The organism is Pseudomonas aylmerensis, assembly GCF_001702265.1.
Lineage (GTDB): Bacteria > Pseudomonadota > Gammaproteobacteria > Pseudomonadales > Pseudomonadaceae > Aquipseudomonas > Aquipseudomonas aylmerensis.
The window spans coordinates 48715-71652 of sequence record NZ_MAUE01000003.1 but is presented as its reverse complement, the minus strand read 5'-3'; the positions used below and the strand labels follow the sequence as shown (position 1 = coordinate 71652).

Here is a 22938-nt window from a genome sequence, read left to right as displayed (position 1 = left end):
CAAGCCATGCAAGACCTCGATCCCGTCGAAACCCAGGAATGGCTGGACGCCCTGGAATCGGTTCTCGACAAAGAAGGCGAAGACCGTGCTCACTACCTGATGACCCGTATGGGCGAACTCGCGACCCGCAGCGGCTCGCAACTGCCCTACGCCATCACCACGCCGTACCGCAACACCATCCCCGTTACCCACGAAGCACGCATGCCTGGCGACCTGTTCATGGAACGCCGCATTCGCTCGCTGGTACGTTGGAACGCCATGGCGATGGTAATGCGCACGAACTTGAAAGATTCTGACCTGGGCGGTCACATCTCCAGCTTCGCTTCCAGCGCAACCCTGTACGACATCGGCTTCAACTACTTCTTCCAGGCCCCGACCGACGAACACGGCGGCGACCTGATCTACTTCCAGGGCCACACCTCGCCAGGCGTCTACGCCCGTGCGTTCATGGAAGGCCGTATCACCGAAGAACACATGAACAACTTCCGCCAGGAAGTGGACGGTAACGGCCTGTCGTCGTACCCGCACCCTTGGCTGATGCCTGATTTCTGGCAGTTCCCGACTGTATCCATGGGCCTTGGCCCGATCCAGGCGATCTACCAGGCACGCTTCATGAAGTACCTGGAAGCGCGCGGCTTCATCCCGGAAGGCAAGCAGAAAGTCTGGTGCTTCCTGGGCGACGGCGAGTGCGACGAGCCGGAATCCCTGGGCGCCATCTCCCTGGCTGGCCGCGAGAAGCTGGACAACCTGATCTTCGTCATCAACTGCAACCTGCAGCGCCTCGACGGCCCGGTTCGCGGCAACGGCAAGATCATCCAGGAACTCGAAGGCGTGTTCCGCGGTGCTCAGTGGAACGTGACCAAAGTCATCTGGGGCCGTTTCTGGGACCCACTGCTGGCCAAGGACGTCGACGGTATCCTGCAACGCCGCATGGACGAAGTCATCGACGGCGAGTACCAGAACTACAAAGCCAAAGACGGCGCGTTCGTACGTGAACACTTCTTCAACACGCCTGAACTCAAGGCGATGGTTGCCGACCTGTCCGACGACGAGATCTGGAAACTCAACCGTGGCGGCCACGACCCGTACAAGGTCTACGCGGCGTACCACGAAGCGGTCAACCACAAAGAACAACCGACCGTCATCCTGGCCAAGACCATCAAGGGTTATGGCACCGGTGCCGGCGAAGCGAAAAACACTGCGCACAACACCAAGAAAGTCGATGTCGACAGCCTGAAGTTGTTCCGCGATCGTTTCGACATCCCGGTCAAGGACGAAGAGCTCGAGAACCTGCCGTTCTTCAAGCCGGAGCCGAACAGCGCCGAAGCCCGTTACCTGAGCGAGCGTCGTGCCGCACTGGGCGGTTTCGTGCCACAGCGTCGCGCCAAGTCCTTCGACATCCCTACACCGCCACTCGATACCCTCAAGGCTATCCTGGACGGCTCGGGCGACCGTGAGATCTCCACCACCATGGCCTTCGTGCGGATCCTCGCGCAGCTGGTCAAGGACAAGGAAATCGGTTCGCGCATCGTCCCGATCATCCCGGACGAAGCCCGTACCTTCGGTATGGAAGGCATGTTCCGTCAGTTGGGCATCTACTCCTCCGTCGGCCAGCTCTACGAGCCAGTCGATAAAGACCAGGTGATGTTCTACAAGGAAGACAAGAAGGGCCAGATCCTCGAAGAAGGCATCAACGAAGCGGGCGCCATGAGCTCCTTCATCGCTGCCGGTACTTCGTACTCCAGCCACAACCAGCCGATGCTGCCGTTCTACATCTTCTACTCGATGTTCGGTTTCCAGCGTATCGGCGACCTGGCTTGGGCAGCAGGCGACAGCCGTACCCGTGGTTTCCTGATCGGCGGCACCGCCGGCCGTACCACGCTGAACGGCGAAGGCCTGCAACACGAAGACGGTCACAGCCACATCCTGGCTGCCACCATCCCGAACTGCCGCACCTTTGATCCAACCTACGGCTATGAGCTGGCGGTGATCATCCAGGACGGCATGAAGAAGATGACCGAAGAGCAGCAGGACGTTTTCTACTACATCACCGTGATGAACGAGTCCTACCAGCAGCCAGCCATGCCGGCCGGTGTCGAGGAAGGCATCATCAAGGGCATGTACCTGCTCGAAGAAGACACCAAGGAAGCGGCGCACCACGTGCAGCTGATGGGCTCCGGCACCATCCTGCGTGAAGTGCGTGAAGCGGCTAAGATCCTGCGTGACGAGTTCAACGTCGGCGCTGACGTCTGGAGCGTTACCAGCTTCAACGAACTGCGTCGCGATGGCCTGGCCGTAGAGCGTCACAACCGCCTGCACCCTGGCCAGAAGCCACAGCGCACCTTCGTGGAAGAGTGCCTGACCGGCCGTAAAGGCCCGGTGATCGCTTCGACCGACTACATGAAACTGTTTGCTGAACAAATTCGCCAGTGGGTCCCGTCCAAGGAATTCAAAGTCCTGGGCACCGACGGTTTCGGCCGCAGTGACAGCCGCAAGAAGCTGCGTCACTTCTTCGAAGTCGACCGTCACTTCGTGGTGTTGGCAGCCCTGGAAGCCTTGGCTGACCGTGGTGAGATCGAGCCTAAGGTAGTGGCTGACGCTATCGTCAAGTTCGGGATCAACCCGGAAAAACGCAACCCACTGGACTGCTGAGGAGATTTTTTGTGAGCGAACTCATTCGCGTACCTGACATCGGCAGCGGTGAAGGTGAAGTAATCGAGCTGTTTGTGAAGGTCGGCGACACCGTCGAAGCCGACCAGAGCATCCTGACCCTGGAATCTGACAAGGCGAGCATGGAAATCCCTGCTCCCAAGGCCGGCGTGGTCAAGAGCCTGAAAGTGAAGCTGGGCGATCGCCTGAAAGAAGGCGACGAACTGCTGGAGCTGGAAATCGAAGGTGCCGCTGATGCGGCCCCTGCGGCGGCCCCGGCTGCCGCTGCTGCACCAGCCCCTGCTGCTGAAAAGCCTGCTGCTGCCGAGGCCGCTCCGGCCCCGGCTACTGCACCTGCCGCCGCCAGCGTCCAGGACATTCACGTCCCGGACATCGGCTCGTCAGGCAAGGCCAAGATCATCGAGCTGCTGGTCAAGGTCGGCGACACCGTCGAAGCCGACCAGTCGCTGATCACCCTGGAGTCCGACAAGGCCTCCATGGAAATCCCTTCGCCGGCTGCCGGCGTGGTGGAAAGCATCGCGGTCAAGCTGGAAGACGAAGTCGGCACTGGCGATTTCATCCTCAAGCTCAAAGTCCAAGGCGCAGCGCCGGCTGCCGCTCCAGCACCAGCGGCCGCTCCGGCTGCCAAGGCTGAATCGGCTCCGGCTCCGGCTGCTGCCGCCCCTGCGCCTGCTGCCAAAGCCGAGGCCGCTGCGGCCCCTGCTGCTGCCGCTCCAGCGCCAAGCGGTGCCAAGGTGCACGCCGGCCCTGCCGTGCGTCAGCTGGCCCGTGAGTTCGGCGTTGAGCTGAGCGCCGTGTCGGCCACTGGCCCTCACGGTCGCGTGCTGAAGGAAGACGTGCAGGTCTACGTCAAGGCCATGATGCACAAAGCCAAGGAAGCGCCAGCTGCTGGCGGCGCTACCGGTGGTTCGGGCATTCCGCCGATCCGCACCGTGGACTTCAGCCGCTTCGGCGAAACCGAAGAAGTGCCGATGACCCGCCTGATGCAAATCGGCGCGGCCGGTCTGCACGCCAGCTGGCTGAACATCCCGCACGTGACTCAGTTCGACCAGGCCGACATCACCGACCTGGAAGCTTTCCGCGTTGCGCAGAAAGCCGTGGCCGAGAAGGCCGGCGTGAAACTGACGGTGTTGCCACTGCTGCTCAAGGCCTGTGCACACCTGCTCAAGGAACTGCCGGACTTCAACAGCTCGCTGGCGCCAAGCGGCAAGGCGATCATTCGCAAGAAATACGTGCACGTAGGTTTTGCGGTCGACACCCCGGATGGCCTGCTGGTACCGGTCATCAAGAACGTCGACCAGAAGAGCCTGCTGCAGCTTGCCGCTGAGGCTGCTGCACTGGCTGCCAAGGCCCGTGACAAGAAGCTCACCCCGGACGACATGCAGGGCGCGTGCTTCACCATCTCCAGCCTCGGCCACATTGGCGGCACCGGCTTCACGCCGATCGTCAACGCGCCGGAAGTGGCGATCCTGGGTGTGTCCAAGGCAACTATCCAGCCTGTGTGGGACGGTAAAGCGTTCCAGCCAAAGCTGATGCTGCCGCTGTCGCTGTCCTACGATCACCGTGTGATCAACGGCGCCGCCGCTGCACGCTTCACGCAGCGCCTGAGCCAACTGCTGAACGACATCCGCACCATCCTGCTGTAAGCCGCAACGGCCTCCCCTTCAGCGGGGAGGCCCTTGCCGCACCGATTTCCGAGCGCCACGCTCGTACCTCAACCCCGCCACTTGGCGGGGCTTTTTTTGCCTGCGTACCGGGTAAAAATTGAACAAGCCAAACAGGTTTGTACACCTTCCGTCACATCGATTGAAGAAACCCCTCGCTCGGCCGATAACCCCCTTATAGCACTTAGCCTTCATCCTCTCTTGTCAGCCCGCGCCGCATGATGCAACCTTGCCGCAGGCAGCAGAAAAGAGGGCGTGAGCCCGGCGCCGTGCGCGTTATTTCAAGTGAGTCTCCCCCATGAAAAGCCAACCCGATGTCGCCCGTATGGCGGCCGAGGTAGTGACGCAGTTACCGGTGCCTTCGCGCCTCGGTATGCTGCGTTTCGAGCGGCTTAATGAGGCAAGCTGGGCCCTGCTCTACCTCGACCCCAACTGCGAGCGCCAATTCGGCCTGCCGGCGGTCGAGCTGTGCGCCCTGATCGGCACCCCCTACGCCAGCCTGATGGAGCCCCAGGCGCGCTATCAACTGCACGACACCATCCAGCAGCAACTGACCCAGAGCCCTCACTACCTGGTGCGCTACACCCTGCACACCAGCGACGGCCCACTGAGCCTGCTGGAAATGGGCGAAGCCTACAAACAGCACAATCGCCACCTGCTGCGCGGCTACCTGATGGTGGTCGACGGCCTGTTCAGCGAAGTGCCTTCCCCCGCCCCCACGGCGGAGCTGGAGAGCCAGAACAGCCGCCTGCAGATCGCCCTGGAGCTCAACCAGCGCGCCCAGCAGGAACAACTGCAGCACCTGGAACGGGTGCGCGCCCAGCAGGAGCTGATCCTGTTGCTGGCCCGCCAGCGCTACACCACTAACAATTCGCTGCAGGAAGCCGCCGAACTGATCACCCGCAGCGCCTGCGATATCTACCAGATCGACTGCGCCAGCATCTGGAACCTCGAAGGCCAGCGCCTGGTGCCGATTTCGGCGTACCACCGCGCGGACCAACGCCACCATATGCCCGAGGCGATCGACGCGAGCGGCTTTCCCGACTACCTCGAAGCCCTGCACACTAGCCGCGCCATCGACGCCACCAACGCCATGCGCGACCCGCGTACCCGGGAGATGGCCGAGAACCTGCGGGCCAAGGACATCTACGCGATGCTCGACGCGAGCATCCGCGTCGATGGCCAAGTGATCGGCGTGTTGTGCCTGGAACAGGGCGGCAGCCCGCGCGCCTGGCAGGCCGATGAAATTGCCTTCGCCGGTGAACTGGCCGACCAGTTCGCGCAAGTCATCAACAACCACAACCGCCGCACCGCCACCAGCGCCCTGCATCTGTTCCAGCGGGCCGTGGAACAAAGCGCCAACGCCTTCCTACTGGTCAACTGCGATGGCGTGGTGGAATACGTCAACCCGAGCTTTACGGCGATCACCCAGTACAGCGCCGAAGAGGTCCACGGCCACCGCCTGGCCCAACTGCCAGCCCTGGAGAACCTCAGCGAACTGCTGTTCGATGCGCCCTCGAGCCTGGCCAAAAGCAATAGTTGGCAGGGCGAGTTCAAGAGCCGGCGCAAAAACCTCGAGCCCTACTGGGGCCAGCTGTCGATCTCCAAGGTGTATGGCGATAATCGTGAGCTGACCCACTACATCGGCATCTACGAAGACATCACCCAGACCAAACTCGCGCAGCAGCGCATCGAGCGCCTGGCCTATACCGACAACCTGACCAACCTGGGTAACCGCCCGGCCTTCATCCGCAACCTCGACGAGCGCTTTGCCCGCGACAGCGACAGCCCGATCAGCCTGTTGCTGGTGGACATCGACAACTTCAAGCGGATCAACGACAGCCTCGGCCACCAGACCGGCGACAAGCTGCTGATCAGCCTGGCCCGGCGCCTGCGCAACAGCCTGAGTGCCGGCGGCAGCCTGGCGCGGTTTGCCAGTAACGAGTTTGCGGTGTTGCTCGACGACACGGACCTGGAGAGCGGCCAGCAGGTCGCCAGCCAACTGCTCGCGACCCTCGACAAGCCGATGTTCGTCGACAACCAGTTGATCAGCGTCACCGGCTCCGTGGGCCTGGCCTGCGCGCCGCTGCACGGCCGCGATCCACAGACATTGATGCGCAACGCCGGGCTGGCCCTGCACAAGGCCAAGGCCAACGGTAAACACCAGGTGCAAGTCTTTACCGAAGCGCTGAACGCCGAGGCGAGCTACAAGCTGTTCGTGGAAAACAACCTGCGCCGTGCCCTAACCCAGAACGAGCTGGACGTGTTCTACCAGCCCAAGCTGTGCCTGCGCAGTGGCCGTTTGCTGGGCATGGAAGCGCTGCTGCGCTGGAACCACCCGGAAAAAGGCATGATCCGCCCCGACCAGTTCATCAGCGTGGCCGAAGAAACCGGGCTGATCATCCCCATCGGCAAATGGATCGCCCGCCAGGCCTGCCGCATGAGCCGGCAATTGAGCGCCGCCGGCATGGGCAACCTGCAGGTGGCGATCAACCTGTCGCCCAAGCAGTTCTCCGACCCGGACCTGGTGGCGTCCATCGCCACGATCCTCAAGGAAGAACAGCTGCCGGCCAACCTGCTCGAGCTGGAACTGACCGAAGGCCTGCTGCTGGAGGCCACGGAAGACACGCGCCTGCAACTGGACCAATTGAAAAGCTTCGGCCTGACCCTGGCCATGGACGACTTCGGTACCGGTTACTCGTCGCTCAGCTACTTGAAAAAATTCCCCATCGACATCATCAAGATCGATCGCAGCTTTATCCACGAAATCCCGGACAACCAGGACGACATGGAAATCACCTCGGCGGTGATCGCCATGGCCCACAACCTCAAGCTCAAGGTGGTGGCCGAAGGCGTCGAAACCTCCGAGCAACTGGCCTTCCTGCGCCGGCATCGTTGCGACGTGGGCCAGGGCTACCTGTTCGACCGGCCGATCCCGGGTGCAGAGCTGCTCGAGAAGCTCAAGCGCTACCCGCGCGGGCCAATCGCCTGACAGCGCCGTAACACTCGGGCACACTGGCGGTCTGAATTCTTACCCAACTCAATCTGACTGAGAGGACTGCCCATGGTCTTGCGCTCGGAAATTCTGGTGAACAAAAACGTGCTGCCTACTCAAGAACAAGCTTTGCCTGGCCGTGAAACTCCGATGAACCTGCCACAGACGCACTTCGTCAACGGCAACCCGCTGCTGGGCCCGTTTCTGGATGATGTCGGCTTCGCGATTTTCGGCCTGGGGTGCTTCTGGGGTGCCGAGCGCAGGTTCTGGCAGCGCGATGGCGTGGTCAGCACCGTGGTCGGCTATGCCGGCGGCTTCACGCCGAATCCGACCTATGAAGAAGTCTGCTCGGGCCTGACCGGCCACAGCGAAGTGGTGCTGGTGGTATATGACCAGGCCAAGGTCAAGTATGAAGACCTGCTGAAAATGTTCTGGGAATTGCACAACCCGACCCAGGGCATGCGCCAGGGCAATGACATCGGCAGCCAATACCGCTCGGTAATCTATGCGACCACGCCTGAGCAATTGGCCGCGGCGAAGGCCAGCGCACAGGCGTATCAGCAAGAACTGAGCAAGGCCGGCCTGGGTGCGATCACCACGCAAATCGAAGAAGCACCGACCGTGTACTTCGCCGAGGCGTACCACCAGCAGTACCTGGCGAAGAATCCGCAGGGCTACTGCGGGATTGGCGGCACGGGCGTGACCTGTCCGATCTGAAGGTCGGAGCGACAAGCCATAAGCCGCAAGCTACAAGCTGCAAGCTGCAAGTGGTGTTCGCTGCTGTCACTTGCAGCTTGCGGCTTGCAGCTTATAACTATTCAGCTATGAGCCAATCCATCTGCCAGCCACCCTGGGTCTGGCCAAGCTTCTTGGACAGCCACGGCAGCAGCTCACGCAATTCCTCTTCCAGGCCCCACGGCGGGTTGGCGATCGCCAGGCCCGAGCCGGTCAGGGTGTTTGGCGTGTCCAGCGGATGCACCAGCAATTCCACCCGCAGCAACTTCGGCGCACCGGTGCCGGCCAGGTCCTGGTAGAAACGGCGCAACATGCGCTGATCCTTCACCGGGTACCAGATCGCCGCCACGGTTTGACGCATCCGGCCTATCGCTTCCTTGAGGGAGGCGGCGCAGCGTTGCATTTCATCGAGTTGCTCGAACGGCGGGTCGATGAGCATCAGCGCACGCTTTTCCGGCACCGGCAGCAGTGCGCGAGGCACATGCCAGCCTTCGCCCAGGTGCACCTTGACCCGGCGATCACCCTTCATGTTGTCCTTGAGCAGCACGCCATCTTCGGGGTGCTTTTCGTTGAGCAACACGCGGTCCTGCGGCCGGGTGAGACGTCGTGCCAGCTCCGGTGAGCCCGGGTAGTAGCGCAACTGACCGTCCGGGTTCATCTCATGCAACACGCGCATGTAGTCGGCGGTCAGCGGCGGCAGGTCGCTCGCGCCCCACAGGCGGGCGATGCCTTCCAGGTATTCACCGGTGCGGTTGGCCTGGTCGCCCTGCAGGTCGTACAGACCAATGCCGGCGTGGGTATCGAGGTAGGCGAACGGCTGCTCCTTGCGCGACATCAGGGCGATGAGGCGGGTCAAGGTCAGGTGTTTGAAGACATCGGCGTGGTTGCCGGCGTGAAAGGCGTGACGATAATTCATGGTTGCTCCTGCGCAGGGGGCGAAGTTTACCTTCTACACGGGCAAAGGTGCAGGGCTGCGTGTCGGGCGGTGCTTATGTCGCAAACGCAGGCATACCCCCGAAAACAATCTAATGCCCCCGGTGGGCGCGGGCTTGCCCGCGACGCAAGTGACGCGGTATTACCCGTAGTGCGCGGTGATGCCATCGCAGGCAACCAGCCCCCAGCGTTCTCGACGGGGGCATCCAGGAATCCAAGGAGGTCAATAACCATCATGAAAGACGCCACCCTTGCACTGCACCACGGTTTCAAGTCGGACCCGACCACCAAGGCCGTCGCCGTGCCGATCTACCAGAACGTCGCTTTCGAATTCGATAACGCCCAGCACGGCGCCGACCTGTTCAACCTGGATGTGCCCGGCAATATCTACACACGGATCATGAACCCCACCAACGATGTGCTGGAACAACGCATGGCGGCCCTCGAAGGCGGGATCGCCGCCCTCGCCGTCTCGGCTGGCAGCGCTGCAATCCACTATGCGATCCAGACCCTGACCCGTGCCGGTGACAATATCGTCACCACCCCGCAGCTGTATGGGGGCACCTACACCCTGTTCGCCCACCTGCTGCCCAGCTTCGGCGTGGACGTGCGCTTCGCCCGCAACGACTCCGCCGAGGCCATTGCCGAACTGATCGACGACAACACCAAGCTGGTCTACTGCGAAAGCATCGGCAACCCGGCAGGCAATATCATCGACATCGAAGCCCTGGCCGACGTCGCTCATGCCCGCGGCGTACCGCTGATGGTCGACAACACCGTGGCCACGCCGATCCTGTGCAAGCCGATCCAGTTCGGCGCCGACATCGTGGTGCACTCGGTAACCAAATACGTGGGTGGCCACGGCAACTCCCTGGGCGGCGTGATCGTCGACAGCGGGACGTTCCCGTGGACGAAATACGCGGATAAATTTCCCGGCCTCAACCAGCCCGAGCCGGCCTATCACGGCGTGGTCTACACCGAGAAATTCGGCCCTGCCGCTTTTATCGCCCGCGCCCGTACCGTGCCCTTGCGCAACACCGGCGCCGCCCTTGCGCCGATGAATGCGTTCCTGCTGCTCCAAGGCCTGGAAACCCTGGCCCTGCGCATGGAGCGCCACACCGAGAACGCGCTGAAAATTGCGCAGTTCCTGCAAGACCATGCCGACGTGGAGTGGGTCAGCTACGCAGGCCTGCCGGATCACCCGCACCATGCGCTGGCGCAGAAATACATGCAGGGCAAACCGTCGGCGATCCTGTCCTTCGGCTTGAAGGGCGGCTATGAGGCCGGCGTGCGCTTCTACGATGCGCTGCAGATCTTCAAGCGCCTGGTGAACATCGGCGACGCCAAATCCCTGGCCTGCCACCCAGCCTCCACCACCCATCGGCAAATGAACGAGCAGGAGCAGGCCAAGGCCGGCGTGAAGCCGGAGATGATCCGCCTATCAGTCGGTATCGAGGCGATCGAAGACCTGGTCGAGGACCTGCAACAGGCACTCGACTCAACCCGACTCTGAAACCAGGTAGTCGGCCAGCGCCTCGTGGCTGATCTGCGCACGACGCACACAATAGGTGACCTTGTGCCGCAGGGTCGCCGGCGTAAACGCCGTGTACACGTCCGGGCGCTGCTCTTCGAGCCATTGCAGCAGGTTGTCGACCAGAATGTGCGGCGGTTGCGCTGCCAGATGCTCCAATACTGGCGCAGGCACCCGCCACCAGGGGCAGGGGTTGGCCTCGGTCACGGGCCCCGGTACCACCGCCAGCGGTTGACCATTGATCAGATACCGCTGGAACACTGGCAGCACCTTCCCCGCCTCATCGCCCAATGCCTGCAAGATCGGGTGAAACTGAGCCCCATCCCAGAAGCGCAAAAACACCTCTTGGTTATCGGGCAGGTACACTTTGGTCAGGCCTTGCAGGTGCGCAAGCACGGTCTCCAGCGGGCTGGACGATATCGCCAACCACCCCCAATCCGTGGCGGCGCTGGCAGCAACCCAATCGAGGAAAGCGCTACCCGGCTCGACAATGCCCACATAAGGCATGACCTCATCCCAGTCAGCGTAGGCGGTGCCGGCCCACACGGGGTGCGGCAGATTCCCGGCCGTCATGGCTTGCCAGGCAGCATACGGCTTGGCCTCGCTGGCACTGCCCAACACCGCGAAAAGCCGCTCATGGGCAAGCAAAGGGTATTCGGCCAACCAGGCGCCTGGCGTCAAACGTGGAGGCATCAGGCTGGACTCCTTGCCCGGGTGGATTGACCAGCCAGATCGCACTGGCCGTTCTTGCATCGCTCGCACTCCTCGCAAAAGGGTGCGCTGCGTTTCAGGCTGGCTATCTGCACACGACTTAATGGCGCGGCAAGCACTGCGAGCAATGTCTCCTTCAAGCCCGGCAGCAAAGGTGCGGCCGGCGCTGCGGGAGCACCGCCCAGTTGAATCGGCACGCTGCTGAATATGCCGCCCGAGGACAGCGTGATCGATTGCCCGCCCGCCTGAATCGTCACACTCGCACCGGCATCGATGACCACACTCTGCCCCGCGCCGATCTGAATGGTTTGCCCGGCCCGCATCTGCTGCGAGCCGCCGACCACCAGGTGATCATCCTGCTTGAGTTCAGTCAGCCGATTGCCATGGGTGATGCGTTGTTCTTCGCCCTGCAGTTCATGGTGCGATTCACCACCCACCCTCACCCGCCGCCGGTTATCCACCTGCACCTGCTGATCATGCAGCACATGTTGGGTCCAATCCCGCTGGGCACGCAGGTAGATTTCCTCGGCGCCCTTGCGATCTTCAATGCGCAACTCGTTATAGCCGCCCCCACCGGGGCTGCTTTGGCTGCGGAAAATGCTGCGGGTCTTTTCCGCGGGCAGGTCGAGGGGCAACGTCGTCGCCGCGTTGGGCACGCACCCCATCACCAGCGGCATGTCCATGTCACCATTGACGAAACCCACCAGCACCTCCATGCCGACCCTGGGGATCAGCACCGAGCCATAGCGGTCATGCGCCCAGCCACTGGCGACCCGCAGCCAGCAACTGGAATGCTCGTCATGTTCACCGCCGCGATCCCAGGCCAGTTGCACCTTGACCCGCCCGTATTCGTCGCAATGGATCTCACTGTCGGCGGGGCCGGTGACCACGGCACTCTGATAACCCGAAATAACCGGGCGCGGCTGCTCAGGCAATGGCGGGCGAAAGATCACCTCCCACGGCGCGGCGACAAACTCATTGCGATAACCCTGGCGAAACGCTGCGCCAGACACCTCCGTAACAGCCTCTTCCAACACCTGCGGTTGCTTGCCTGCATGCGTGACCTCGCGCACCAGCCACACATCATTCCAAGCCGCGCGCGGGTGCCCGCTCAGCGTGAGGAACCGACCACTGGCCAGCGCCGGCACATCACCGCTGCCATGGGCCAGCTGGTAATCACTGCGATGACGCTCCAGCCCACGCTGCGCCAGGTATTTGCCATGGGCACGGTCGTTGAAATGGCCGGGGAAACCCTGCTGCTCAAGCGCGGGAAGCTGCTCACCGGCGGCCGCACTCTCCAGGGCGAGGCGCGGTTTTTGAAAGTCATAATCGCGTAGATTGACCGACGTGGTACGCGTGGCCAAGCGCACGGCAAACCGCTTGATTGCCGGCGCCTCAGCCACCATTCCGGAGCCGGGCGCATACGGCGTGGACTGTTCAGCCTGGGCAAACACCGTCTGGTCATCGCCAAAGACCAGCAAATGCGCTTCGGGCGAATGCTGGAAGTGATAGTGAATCCCCACCTCCGCACATAGCCGCTGAATGAACGCCAGATCGGTCTCGCCGAACTGCACGCAATACTCGCGCGGTGGGTAAGTACCACTCAGGCTGAACTGGAATTGGTCGCTCTGGATGCCCTGCCCCACCAATACCCGCACCACAATCTGCGGCACCGTCTGCTGCTGGAAGATCCGCTGGTGGCTGCTGTGCTGCAGGTACGCCAGCTGCGGCACCAGGCTGAGCTGATAGCGCGTGAGGCGTCGCCCGGAATCGCCCTGCGCCACGCGGTAGACCAGGCCATGCACCCCGCGTCCCTGGGCATCGAAGCCAAGGTACACCTGGCGATGCAGCAAGCTTTCCAGCTCCAGGTCAGGTTGCTCGCTGACCAGCTCAAGGTCAAAACAATAGGGCTGGCTGATGGCTTCGGTGCCGTGAAACTCGAACACCTTGAGTTCACTCGGCACCCCATCCAGGGTCAGGGTAAAGGCACTTTGATTGGCAGGAGCGAACATCCGGTGTTTCTCTGCGAGGGGTAGGCGGCAGATTCTGCACCACTGCTCCACGCTAAAGAGCATGCTCACTGCAAATCAGTAAAACCCTACATAGGTGCGTCAGAATCTTCTTTGGCTCGTCTGAAATCACACGCAAAAAAAGGCCCGCCATCCGTAGGATGCGGGCCTTTTCTTTAACTCATCAGGCGCTCAGCGCCCGGCGAATTACTTGTTGAGGTTGTAGTCTTTTTCCGCAGCATCAAAACGCTCGATCATGCCGGCGGTCGGTGCGCCCAGCTTGCTCACGAAGTAGATCGCCAGGCTGGCGAAGATGAAGCCTGGGATGATTTCGTAAAGGCCGAGCAATTCGAAGTGCTTCCACACGATTACGGTGATCGCGCCGACCAGGATCCCGGCCAGTGCGCCGTTGCGGGTCATGCCTTTCCAGATCACCGAGATCAGTACCACAGGACCGAACGCGGCACCGAAGCCGGCCCAGGCATAGCTCACCAGGCCCAGCACACGGTTGTTCGGATTGGCAGCCATGGCGATAGCGATCAGCGCCACTACCAGCACCATGGCGCGGCCGACCCACACCAGCTCGACCTGGGAAGCATTTTTGCGCAGGAAGGTCTTGTAGAAGTCTTCGGTCAGCGCGCTCGAACATACCAGCAGCTGGCAGCTCAAGGTGCTCATGACCGCTGCCAGGATGGCCGACAGCAACACGCCCGCAATCCATGGGTTGAACAGCAGCTTGGCCAGCTCAATGAACACACGTTCGTGGTTCTCGTTGACCGGGCCGGCCACTTCCGGGTGCGCCGAGAAGTAGGCGATACCGAAGAAGCCCACCGCCACGGTGCCGCCCAGGCACAGGATCATCCAGGTCATGGAGATGCGACGCGCATTGGCAATCGACTTCACCGAGTCCGCTGCCATGAAACGCGCGAGGATGTGCGGCTGGCCGAAGTAACCCAAGCCCCAGCCCATCAGCGAGATAATGCCGATGAAAGTGGTGTTCTTCAGCATGTTGAAGTTGTCGGGGTTCTTGGCTTCGATCGCCAGGAAGGTGGTGTCGACGCCACCGGTGGCCAGCAGCACGATGATCGGCGTGAGGATCAGCGCGAAAATCATCAGCGTGGCTTGTACGGTGTCGGTCCAGCTCACCGCCAGGAAACCACCCACAAAGGTGTAGGCAATCGTCGCAGCCGCGCCGGCCCACAGCGCAGTCTCGTAGGACATGCCGAAGGTGCTTTCGAACAGGCGGGCGCCGGCCACGATGCCGGAAGCGCAATAGATAGTGAAGAACACCAGGATCACTACCGCAGAGATGATCCGCAGCAGGCCGCTTTTATCTTCGAAACGGCTGGAGAAGTAGTCCGGCAGGGTCAGGGCGTCGCCGTTGTGCTCGGTCTGTACCCGCAGGCGACCGGCCACGAACAGCCAGTTGAGGTAGGCACCGACGATCAGGCCGATGGCGATCCAGCTTTCCGACAGGCCGGACATGTAGATCGCGCCCGGCAAGCCCATCAACAGCCAGCCGCTCATATCCGAAGCACCGGCCGACAGGGCAGTGACCACGCTGCCGAGGCTGCGACCGCCGAGGATGTAGTCGGAAAGGTTGTTGGTGGAGCGATAGGCCATGAAGCCGATCAGCACCATTGCTGCGATGTAGATCACAAACGTGATCAGGGTGGGATTACTAACGCTCATATGAGTGACGCCCTGGCTTTGTTTTTATGTAGCAGCGGTCTCGCGGACGGCTACCCCATTGCTAGTTGGGAAGACGAACCGGTGTGCCGCGCATTTATGACTGACGTTTCCCCAGGAAAGCCGTCAGCCGATGAACCGAACCGTAAAGGTGGTTGCACCTTGGGCGCGAATGCTATTCAACAAAGCAAATAAGGTGCAACCAGTTTCTTGAGAATAAGTTGCACCTAGGTGTGTATTGCGGCAATCAGCGCGTTTTTGCTCCTTTTCGGAGCAAGAACAGCCGATCTCAGAAGCAAATGCACCAACACACAGCGAATTCCGTCGAGGGCCAGATTTTTTCCCGATCACGATCGAAAAAATCATGAAGAAAATGGGTTGCACCCGGTTGCACCTCTGCAGGCGCAAAGCTAATCTTGCCGCCAGCTGATGCCACTCGGTAGTGGCACCCATGAGGATAAAAAAATGGCTACGACCACCCTTGGGGTCAAACTCGACGACCCGACCCGCGAACGCCTGAAGGCCGCCGCGACCTCGATTGATCGCACGCCGCACTGGCTGATCAAGCAGGCGATTTTCAATTACCTGGAGAAACTCGAGGGTGGTGCAACCCTGACCGAGCTGAATGGCTTGAGCAGCAAGGACGCAGATGACGCCGGCGAAGTCCAGGCCGACCACGCCCACCAGTGCTTCCTGGAGTTTGCCGAGAGCATCCTGCCGCAATCCGTGCTGCGCGCCTCGATCACCGCCGCTTACCGTCGCCCGGAGCCGGAAGTGGTGCCGATGCTGATCGAGCAGGCCCGCCTGCCGCAGCCCATGGCCGAAGCCACCAACAAGCTGGCCGCCTCGATTGCCGAAAAACTACGTAATCAGAAGAGTGCCAGCGGCCGTGCCGGTATTGTTCAGGGCCTGCTGCAGGAATTTTCCCTATCGTCCCAGGAAGGTGTCGCACTGATGTGCCTGGCCGAAGCGCTGCTGCGCATCCCGGACAAGGGCACCCGCGACGCGCTGATCCGCGACAAGATCAGCACCGGCAACTGGCAGCCGCACCTGGGCAACAGCCCGTCGCTGTTCGTCAACGCTGCCACCTGGGGCCTGTTGCTGACCGGCAAACTGGTCGCCACGCATAACGAAGCAGGCTTGACCTCGTCCCTGAGCCGCATCATCGGCAAGAGCGGCGAGCCGATGATCCGCAAGGGCGTCGACATGGCCATGCGCCTGATGGGCGAGCAGTTCGTCACCGGCGAAACCATCGCCGAAGCCCTGGCCAACGCGAGCAAGTTCGAAGCCAAGGGCTTCCGCTATTCCTACGACATGCTCGGGGAAGCCGCCCTGACCGAACACGATGCCCAGAAATACCTGGCCTCGTACGAACAAGCCATCCACTCGATCGGCAAAGCCTCTCACGGTCGTGGGATTTATGAAGGCCCAGGCATCTCCATCAAGCTGTCGGCCTTGCACCCGCGTTACAGCCGTGCGCAATACGAGCGCGTGATGGACGAGCTGTACCCGCGCCTGCTGTCCCTGACCCTGCTGGCCAAGCAATACGACATCGGCCTGAACATCGACGCCGAGGAAGCCGACCGCCTGGAGCTGTCGCTGGATCTGCTCGAACGCCTGTGCTTCGAACCACAGCTGACCGGCTGGAACGGCATCGGCTTTGTGATCCAGGCCTACCAGAAGCGTTGCCCGTATGTGATCGACTACGTTATCGACCTGGCCCGCCGCAGCCGCCATCGCCTGATGATCCGCCTGGTGAAAGGCGCGTACTGGGACAGCGAAATCAAGCGCGCCCAGGTTGAAGGCCTGGAAGGCTATCCGGTCTACACCCGCAAGGTGTACACCGACGTTTCCTACATCGCCTGTGCACGCAAACTGCTGTCGGTGCCGGAAGTCATCTACCCGCAGTTCGCCACGCATAACGCCCACACCTTGTCGGCCATCTACCATATCGCTGGTCAGAACTATTACCCAGGCCAGTACGAGTTCCAATGCCTGCACGGCATGGGTGAGCCACTGTACGAGCAAGTTGTAGGCAAGGTCTCCGAGGGCAAACTGAATCGTCCGTGCCGCGTGTACGCACCGGTCGGCACCCACGAAACGCTGCTGGCGTACCTGGTGCGTCGCCTGCTGGAAAACGGCGCCAACACCTCGTTCGTCAACCGCATTGCCGACCAGTCCATCTCGATCCAGGAGCTGGTGGCCGATCCAGTGGCCAGCATCGAGCAGATGGCGACGCTGGAAGGCGGCTTCGGCCTGCCGCACCCGCGCATCCCGCTGCCCCGCGACCTGTATGGCAGCGACCGCGCCAACTCGGCCGGCATCGACCTGGCCAACGAACACCGTCTGGCGTCGCTGTCCTGCGCGTTGCTTGCCACCGCGCACAACCACTGGAAAGCCGCGCCGATGCTCGGTTGCGCCTCCAGCGACCAGCCTGCTGCACCGGTGCTGAACCCGTCCGACCTGCGTGATGTGGTCGGTCACGTCCAGGAAGCCACCGTCGAAGACGTCGACAACGCCATCCAGTGCGCCATCAATGCCGGCCCGATCTGGCAGGCCACCCCGCCCGCCGAGCGCGCCGCGATCCTGGAACGTGCCGCCGACCTGATGGAAGGCGAGATCCAGCCACTGATGGGCCTGCTGGCTCGCGAAGCCGGCAAGACCTTCGCCAACGCCATCGCCGAAGTGCGCGAAGCCGTGGACTTCCTGCGCTACTACGCGGTGCAGGCACGCAACGATTTCACCAACGACGCCCACCGCCCACTGGGTCCGGTGGTCTGCATCAGCCCGTGGAACTTCCCGCTGGCAATCTTCAGTGGTCAGGTCGCTGCCGCACTGGCTGCCGGCAACCCGGTACTGGCCAAGCCTGCCGAGCAAACGCCGCTGGTGGCGGCCCAAGCCGTGCGCATCCTGCTTGAAGCCGGTATTCCGGAAGGTGTGCTGCAACTGCTGCCGGGTCAGGGCGAAAGCGTCGGTGCGCGCCTGGTCGGTGATGAACGCGTCAAAGGTGTGATGTTCACTGGTTCCACCGAGGTCGCGCGCCTGCTGCAACGCAATGTCGCCGGCCGCCTGGATGCCCAGGGCCGTCCGATCCCACTGATCGCCGAAACCGGTGGCCAGAACGCGATGATCGTCGACTCTTCGGCGCTGACCGAGCAAGTGGTCATCGACGTAGTGTCCTCGGCCTTCGACAGTGCCGGCCAGCGTTGCTCGGCCCTGCGTGTCCTGTGCCTGCAGGAAGATTCGGCAGACCGCGTGATCGAAATGCTCAAGGGCGCCATGGCTGAATGCCGCCTGGGTAACCCGGAGCGCCTGTCCGTGGACATCGGCCCGGTGATCGACGCCGAAGCCAAGGCCGGCATCGAGAAACACATCCAGGCCATGCGCGACAAAGGCCGCAACGTGTACCAGGTGGCCATTGCCGACGGCGAAGAGATCAAGCGTGGCACTTTCGTGATGCCGACCCTGATCGAGCTGGAAAGCTTCGACGAACTGCAACGCGAGATCTTCGGCCCGGTGCTGCACGTGGTGCGCTACAAGCGCAAAGAGATCGACCAGCTCATCGCGCAGATCAATGCGTCCGGCTATGGCCTGACCCTGGGCGTGCACACTCGTATCGACGAGACCATCGCCAAGGTGATCGACAACGTCAATGCCGGTAACGTCTACGTCAACCGCAACATTGTTGGTGCCGTGGTCGGCGTGCAGCCGTTCGGCGGCGAAGGCCTGTCGGGGACCGGCCCGAAAGCCGGTGGTCCGCTGTACCTGTACCGCCTGCTGTCGACCCGCCCTACCGATGCGATCGAACAATCCTTCGTGCGTGGCGACGCACTGGCTGCACCGGATGTCCGTTTGCGCGACGCCATGAGCCAACCGCTGACCGCCCTGAAAACCTGGGCCGACAGCAATCAGTTCAGCGACCTGAGCGCCCTGTGCAGCCAGTTCGCCGCGCAATCGCAAAGCGGTATCACCCGTCAACTGGCTGGCCCGACTGGCGAGCGCAACAGCTACGCCATCCTGCCCCGCGAGCACGTGCTGTGCCTGGCGGACGTAGAAGGCGACCTGCTGACTCAACTGGCGGCGGTGCTGGCTGTTGGCGGTTCTGCGGTATGGCCGGAAACCGACCTGACCAAGGCCTTGTTCCCACGCCTGCCGAAGGAGATTCAGGCGAAGATCAAGCGCGTGGCCGACTGGACCAAGGATGACGTGGTGTTCGACGCCGTCCTGCACCACGGTGATTCCGATCAACTGCGTGCGGTGTGCCAGCAAGTGGCCCAGCGTGGCGGGGCGATTGTCGGGGTGCATGGTCTGTCGCAAGGCGAGACCGCGATTGCACTGGAACGCCTGGTGATTGAGCGGGCGTTGAGCGTTAACACCGCTGCAGCAGGCGGTAACGCCAGCCTGATGACCATCGGCTAAACCTTCTAAGCTGCAAGCTGCAAGCTGCAAGCTGCAAGCTGCAAGCTGCAAGCCTCAAGCCTCAAGCCTCAAGCCTCAAGCTGCTTGTAGCTTGTAGCTTGTAGCTTGTAGCTTGTAGCTTGTAGCTTGTAGCTTGTAGCTGAAGCTTGTGTCCTCCCATCACCCCCATCTATGTTCCTTCCCCCTTTTTATCAGCGCTTCTAGACTGCGGCATACTTTTCAAAGGTAAGCCGCCATGTCCGAGACGCTGCTCAGTTCCCGCAATCTGGCTTTCGAGCTGTATGAAGTCCTCGATGCCGAGGGCCTGACCCAGCGCGAGCGGTTTGCCGAGCACAATCGCGAAACCTTCGACGCGGCCATCAGTACCGCGCGCAGCATTGCCGAGAAGTACTTCGCACCGCACAACCGCAAAAACGACGAAAACGAACCGCGCTATGAAGACGGCAAGGCCATCCTGATTCCGGAAGTGAAGCCGGCGGTGGATGCGTTCCTCGAAGCCGGCTTTCTCAACGCGGCGCGCAGTTTCGAAGCGGGCGGCATGCAACTGCCTACCCTGCTGTCGCAAGCCTGTTTCGCGCACTTCCAATCGGCCAACGCCGCGTCCACGTCGTATCCGTTCCTGACCATGGGCGCCGCCAACCTGATTGAAAGCTTCGGCACCGAGGAGCAGAAACAACGCTTCCTGCAGCCGATGATCGAGGGCCGCTTCTTCGGCACCATGGCCCTTACCGAGCCACATGCCGGTTCATCCCTGTCGGATATTCGTACACGCGCAGAACCAGCGGCTGACGGTAGCTATCGACTCAAAGGCAATAAGATCTTCATCTCCGGCGGCGATCATCCGCTGTCGGAAAACATCGTGCATATGGTGCTGGCCAAGCTGCCGGACGCGCCGCCTGGGGTGAAGGGCATTTCGCTGTTTATCGTGCCCAAATTCCTGGTCAACGACGACGGCAGCCTGGGGGAACGCAACGACGTGTTGCTGGCGGGGCTGTTCCACAAGATGGGCTGGCGCGGCACCACGTCCACGGCGCTGAATTTCGGCGACAACGGCCACTGTGTCGGCTACCTGGTGGGCAAGCCGCATCAGGGCCTGAGCTGCATGTTCCAGATGATGAACGAGGCACGCATCGGCGTGGGCATGGGCGCGGTGATGCTCGGTTATGCCGGCTACCTCTATTCCTTGGAGTACGCCCGCGAGCGTCCGCAGGGACGCCTGCCGGACAGCAAGGATCCGACCACCGCACCGGTCTCGATCATTCAGCATGCGGACATAAAACGCATGCTGCTGACCCAGAAATCCTACGTGGAAGGCGCCTTCGATCTGGGCCTCTACGCCGCGCGGCTGTTCGACGACACCACCACCCTGGAAACCGAAGCCGAGCGCAAGCACGCCCACGAACTGCTGGACTTGCTGACCCCGATCGTCAAATCCTGGCCCTCGGAGTTCTGCCTCAAGGCCAACGAACTGGCGATCCAGATTCTCGGCGGCCACGGCTACACCCGTGAATACCCGGTAGAGCAGTATTACCGCGACAACCGCCTGAACCCGATCCATGAAGGCACCCATGGCATCCAATCCCTGGATTTGCTCGGGCGCAAGCTCGCACAGAACGGCGGGGCGGGCTTGAAGCAACTCATCAGACTGATCGCCGAAACCGGTGCGCGTGCTCAGCAATACCCAAGCCTCACCCCACTCAGGGAACCGCTGGAGCACTTGGTGAGCCGCCTGCAAAGCGTGACCATCGGCCTGCTGACGGATCTCGCCCACGGCAAGGTCAACAGCAGCCTGGCGAATTCGGCGCTGTACCTGAAGGTATTCGGGCATACGGTGATTGGCTGGCGCTGGCTGGAACAGGCGATTCGCGCCGAGGAAGGCTTGGCCAGGGGCAATGCGGCGGATGTGGCCTTCTATAAAGGCAAGCTCCAGGCCGCTCGGTACTTCCTGACCTGGGAAGTACCAAGCTGCCATCATGAACTGGCGATTCTCGAAGCACGTGATGACACGTGCCTCGGCATGCAGGATGAGTGGTTCTGACCCCTAAGGTTGTCCGATCACCTTGGAAATCACATCGACCGTGGCGCTGACTTGCTCTTGGTAACGGTCGAGTTCCTGCTGGTGAGCCTGCTGCATTTCGATCTGCTCGGCGCACAGGTTAAGCGCCGCCAGCACCAGTAGCTTGTCACCGATCAGGGTCGGGTACTTTTTCTTGGTGGTGGCCAGGGACGCCTTGAGCATGGTCACGGCGTGCATCAGGGTTTTGTCCTCCCCTGCCGGTGCCTTGATCGAGTAATCCTCTCCGAGAATCGAAACGACCTTTATCCCTTCATTCATGCGCTGACAGGCCCTGCGCTCACGCGCTCAACCAACGCCTGGATACGCGCGGCGGTGGCGCCATGCTTTTCTTCCTGTTCCATCAGGTTCAATTGCAGGCTGTCGTTCTCATCCTTGGCGCGAGCCAGTTCGGCCTTGAGGGATTCGTTGCTGCCCAGTAGATCCTGATTCTGCTGTACCAGGTCGCTGACCAGTTGTTCCAGTTGGCTGAGGGATGCTTCTAACATTTTGATTTCTCGGGCTTTTTCAAAGGGCGGTGACGATAAAGAAAATTCACCTCGGATGCCAGGGTTATCCCCGGCGCGTAGCCCGTTTTTTAAGGGCCGGGCCACGCTTTCGAGCCTTAGTGACTGCATTTCCCCCATCTGGTTCCTGAATCAGCGCAACCCCTCGTCAGGTGCGACAAAAACGCACAGCGCCCTTTAGACTTTAGTCGTACGTCCGATAGAGAGGGACACCCCGTCTCATGACCGCACGGATCGCGCTTCTCCCCAGGATTTCCGCATGTCGCTTCGTAATATGAATATTGCTCCGAGGGCCTTCCTCGGCTTCGCGCTGATTGGTGCCCTGATGTTGTTTCTCGGTGTGTTCGCCCTGAACCAGATGAGCAAAATCCGTGGCGCCACCGAAGACATCACGCTGTCCAGCGTGCCGAGCATTCGCGCCCTGGATGAGTTCACCCAACTCACTTTGCGCCTGCGGGTCCTGTCCTATCGCTTGCTGACCAACCGCGAGCCGGAGGTGCAACAAAAAACCCTCGAGGCTTTCGAGCTGCGCAACCAGCAGATCCGCACGGCCCAGGCGGTCTACGAGAAGCTGATCGAGAGCAGCGAGGAGCGTTCGACCTACGACGAATACGTGCGCCTGCTCGGCCAGTACCATCAGATCGAAGAGCGCATGAAAAGCCTGTCGCGCGCCAACCAGGTCGACGAGTTGCGCAGCCTGCTCAACACCGAACTGCTGAGCAACTCCGAGCAGGTCAACGCGGTGCTCACGCGCCTGCTGGACATAAATAACAAGATGGCCCTGGCCACCAACCAGCAAGCCGAAGACCAGTACGACCTGGCCTTTGACCTGGTGGTGGGCCTGCTGGTGATCGCCACCGCGCTGACCCTGCTGTTCGCCTGGCTGCTGACCCGCAGCATCACCTTGCCGATTTCCCAGGCATTGGGCGCCGCTGAAGAAATCGCCGAAGGCAACCTGACGCGGCCGATCAAGATTGACGGCAACGACGAAGCCGGGCGCCT

Annotated in this window: 14 protein-coding genes and 1 pseudogene; 8 read left to right on the top strand and 7 right to left on the bottom strand. The window is 61.7% G+C overall.

Annotation, left to right across the window (positions count from 1 at the left end; genetic code table 11):
- Positions 1–6 precede the first annotated feature (6 nt).
- The 4 genes from aceE to msrA all read left to right on the top strand — a co-directional run bounded on the left by aceE (position 7) and on the right by msrA (position 8046).
- Positions 7–2652, top strand: coding sequence for a pyruvate dehydrogenase (acetyl-transferring), homodimeric type (aceE, locus tag BBG20_RS02705; RefSeq protein WP_065900019.1), 2646 nt, complete (start codon positions 7–9; stop codon positions 2650–2652).
- 11 nt (positions 2653–2663) lie between these two features.
- Positions 2664–4316: a dihydrolipoyllysine-residue acetyltransferase gene (aceF, locus tag BBG20_RS02700; RefSeq protein ID WP_065900017.1), complete on the top strand. Its 1653-nt coding sequence runs from the start codon at positions 2664–2666 to the stop codon at positions 4314–4316.
- Positions 4317–4632: 316 nt separating this feature from the next.
- Positions 4633–7326, top strand: coding sequence for a putative bifunctional diguanylate cyclase/phosphodiesterase (locus tag BBG20_RS02695; RefSeq protein ID WP_065900016.1), 2694 nt, complete (start codon positions 4633–4635; stop codon positions 7324–7326).
- Between the two features lie 72 nt (positions 7327–7398).
- Positions 7399–8046, top strand: coding sequence for a peptide-methionine (S)-S-oxide reductase MsrA (gene msrA / locus BBG20_RS02690; RefSeq protein WP_065900014.1), 648 nt, complete (start codon positions 7399–7401; stop codon positions 8044–8046).
- 97 nt (positions 8047–8143) lie between these two features.
- Here msrA and BBG20_RS02685 read toward each other — a convergent pair whose 3' ends face one another.
- Positions 8144–8980, bottom strand: coding sequence for a 23S rRNA (adenine(2030)-N(6))-methyltransferase RlmJ (locus BBG20_RS02685; RefSeq protein WP_065900013.1), 837 nt, complete (start codon positions 8978–8980; stop codon positions 8144–8146).
- 252 nt (positions 8981–9232) lie between these two features.
- Between BBG20_RS02685 and BBG20_RS02680 the strand changes: the two genes are divergently transcribed.
- Positions 9233–10510: an O-acetylhomoserine aminocarboxypropyltransferase/cysteine synthase family protein gene (locus tag BBG20_RS02680; RefSeq protein WP_065900012.1), complete on the top strand. Its 1278-nt coding sequence runs from the start codon at positions 9233–9235 to the stop codon at positions 10508–10510.
- Here the strand turns inward: BBG20_RS02680 and BBG20_RS02675 are convergent.
- From BBG20_RS02675 to BBG20_RS32275, 4 genes are all read right to left on the bottom strand, one after another.
- Positions 10496–11221 (bottom strand): DUF4123 domain-containing protein, encoded by a 726-nt coding sequence (locus tag BBG20_RS02675; protein ID WP_065900008.1) that lies wholly within the window; start codon positions 11219–11221, stop codon positions 10496–10498. The two genes, BBG20_RS02680 and BBG20_RS02675, sit on opposite strands and share 15 nt — an antisense overlap.
- Positions 11221–13251: a type VI secretion system Vgr family protein gene (locus BBG20_RS02670; RefSeq protein ID WP_065900006.1), complete on the bottom strand. Its 2031-nt coding sequence runs from the start codon at positions 13249–13251 to the stop codon at positions 11221–11223. The genes BBG20_RS02675 and BBG20_RS02670 overlap by 1 nt, the downstream gene beginning before the upstream one ends.
- Before the next feature lie 204 nt (positions 13252–13455).
- Positions 13456–14940 carry a sodium/proline symporter PutP gene (putP, locus tag BBG20_RS02665; protein WP_065900004.1) on the bottom strand — a complete coding sequence of 495 codons (1485 nt, stop codon included), beginning with the start codon at positions 14938–14940 and terminating at the stop codon, positions 13456–13458.
- 123 nt (positions 14941–15063) lie between these two features.
- Complete coding sequence (locus BBG20_RS32275; RefSeq protein WP_141697260.1) at positions 15064–15321, bottom strand: hypothetical protein; 258 nt, start codon at positions 15319–15321, stop codon at positions 15064–15066.
- An 81-nt stretch (positions 15322–15402) separates the two neighbouring features.
- Here BBG20_RS32275 and putA point away from each other — a divergent pair, with 81 nt between their 5' ends.
- Together putA and BBG20_RS02655 are read left to right on the top strand one after the other, a co-directional pair.
- Positions 15403–19356: a trifunctional transcriptional regulator/proline dehydrogenase/L-glutamate gamma-semialdehyde dehydrogenase gene (putA, locus tag BBG20_RS02660; RefSeq protein ID WP_065900002.1), complete on the top strand. Its 3954-nt coding sequence runs from the start codon at positions 15403–15405 to the stop codon at positions 19354–19356.
- A 235-nt stretch (positions 19357–19591) separates the two neighbouring features.
- Entirely contained in the window at positions 19592–21394 is a 1803-nt protein-coding gene (locus tag BBG20_RS02655) for an acyl-CoA dehydrogenase (protein WP_065900000.1), read from the top strand.
- 3 nt (positions 21395–21397) lie between these two features.
- Here BBG20_RS02655 and BBG20_RS02650 read toward each other — a convergent pair whose 3' ends face one another.
- Positions 21398–21691 carry a cell division protein ZapA gene (locus tag BBG20_RS02650; RefSeq protein WP_065899998.1) on the bottom strand — a complete coding sequence of 98 codons (294 nt, stop codon included), beginning with the start codon at positions 21689–21691 and terminating at the stop codon, positions 21398–21400.
- The gene (locus BBG20_RS02645) at positions 21688–21918 is read right to left on the bottom strand and encodes a hypothetical protein (protein WP_012721849.1); all 231 of its coding nucleotides are present in this window, start codon (positions 21916–21918) and stop codon (positions 21688–21690) included. The genes BBG20_RS02650 and BBG20_RS02645 overlap by 4 nt, the downstream gene beginning before the upstream one ends.
- 277 nt (positions 21919–22195) lie before the next feature.
- Here BBG20_RS02645 and BBG20_RS33435 point away from each other — a divergent pair.
- A pseudogene (locus BBG20_RS33435) lies at positions 22196–22918 on the top strand (MCP four helix bundle domain-containing protein); the annotation flags it as partial.
- Positions 22919–22938: the final 20 nt, after the last annotated feature.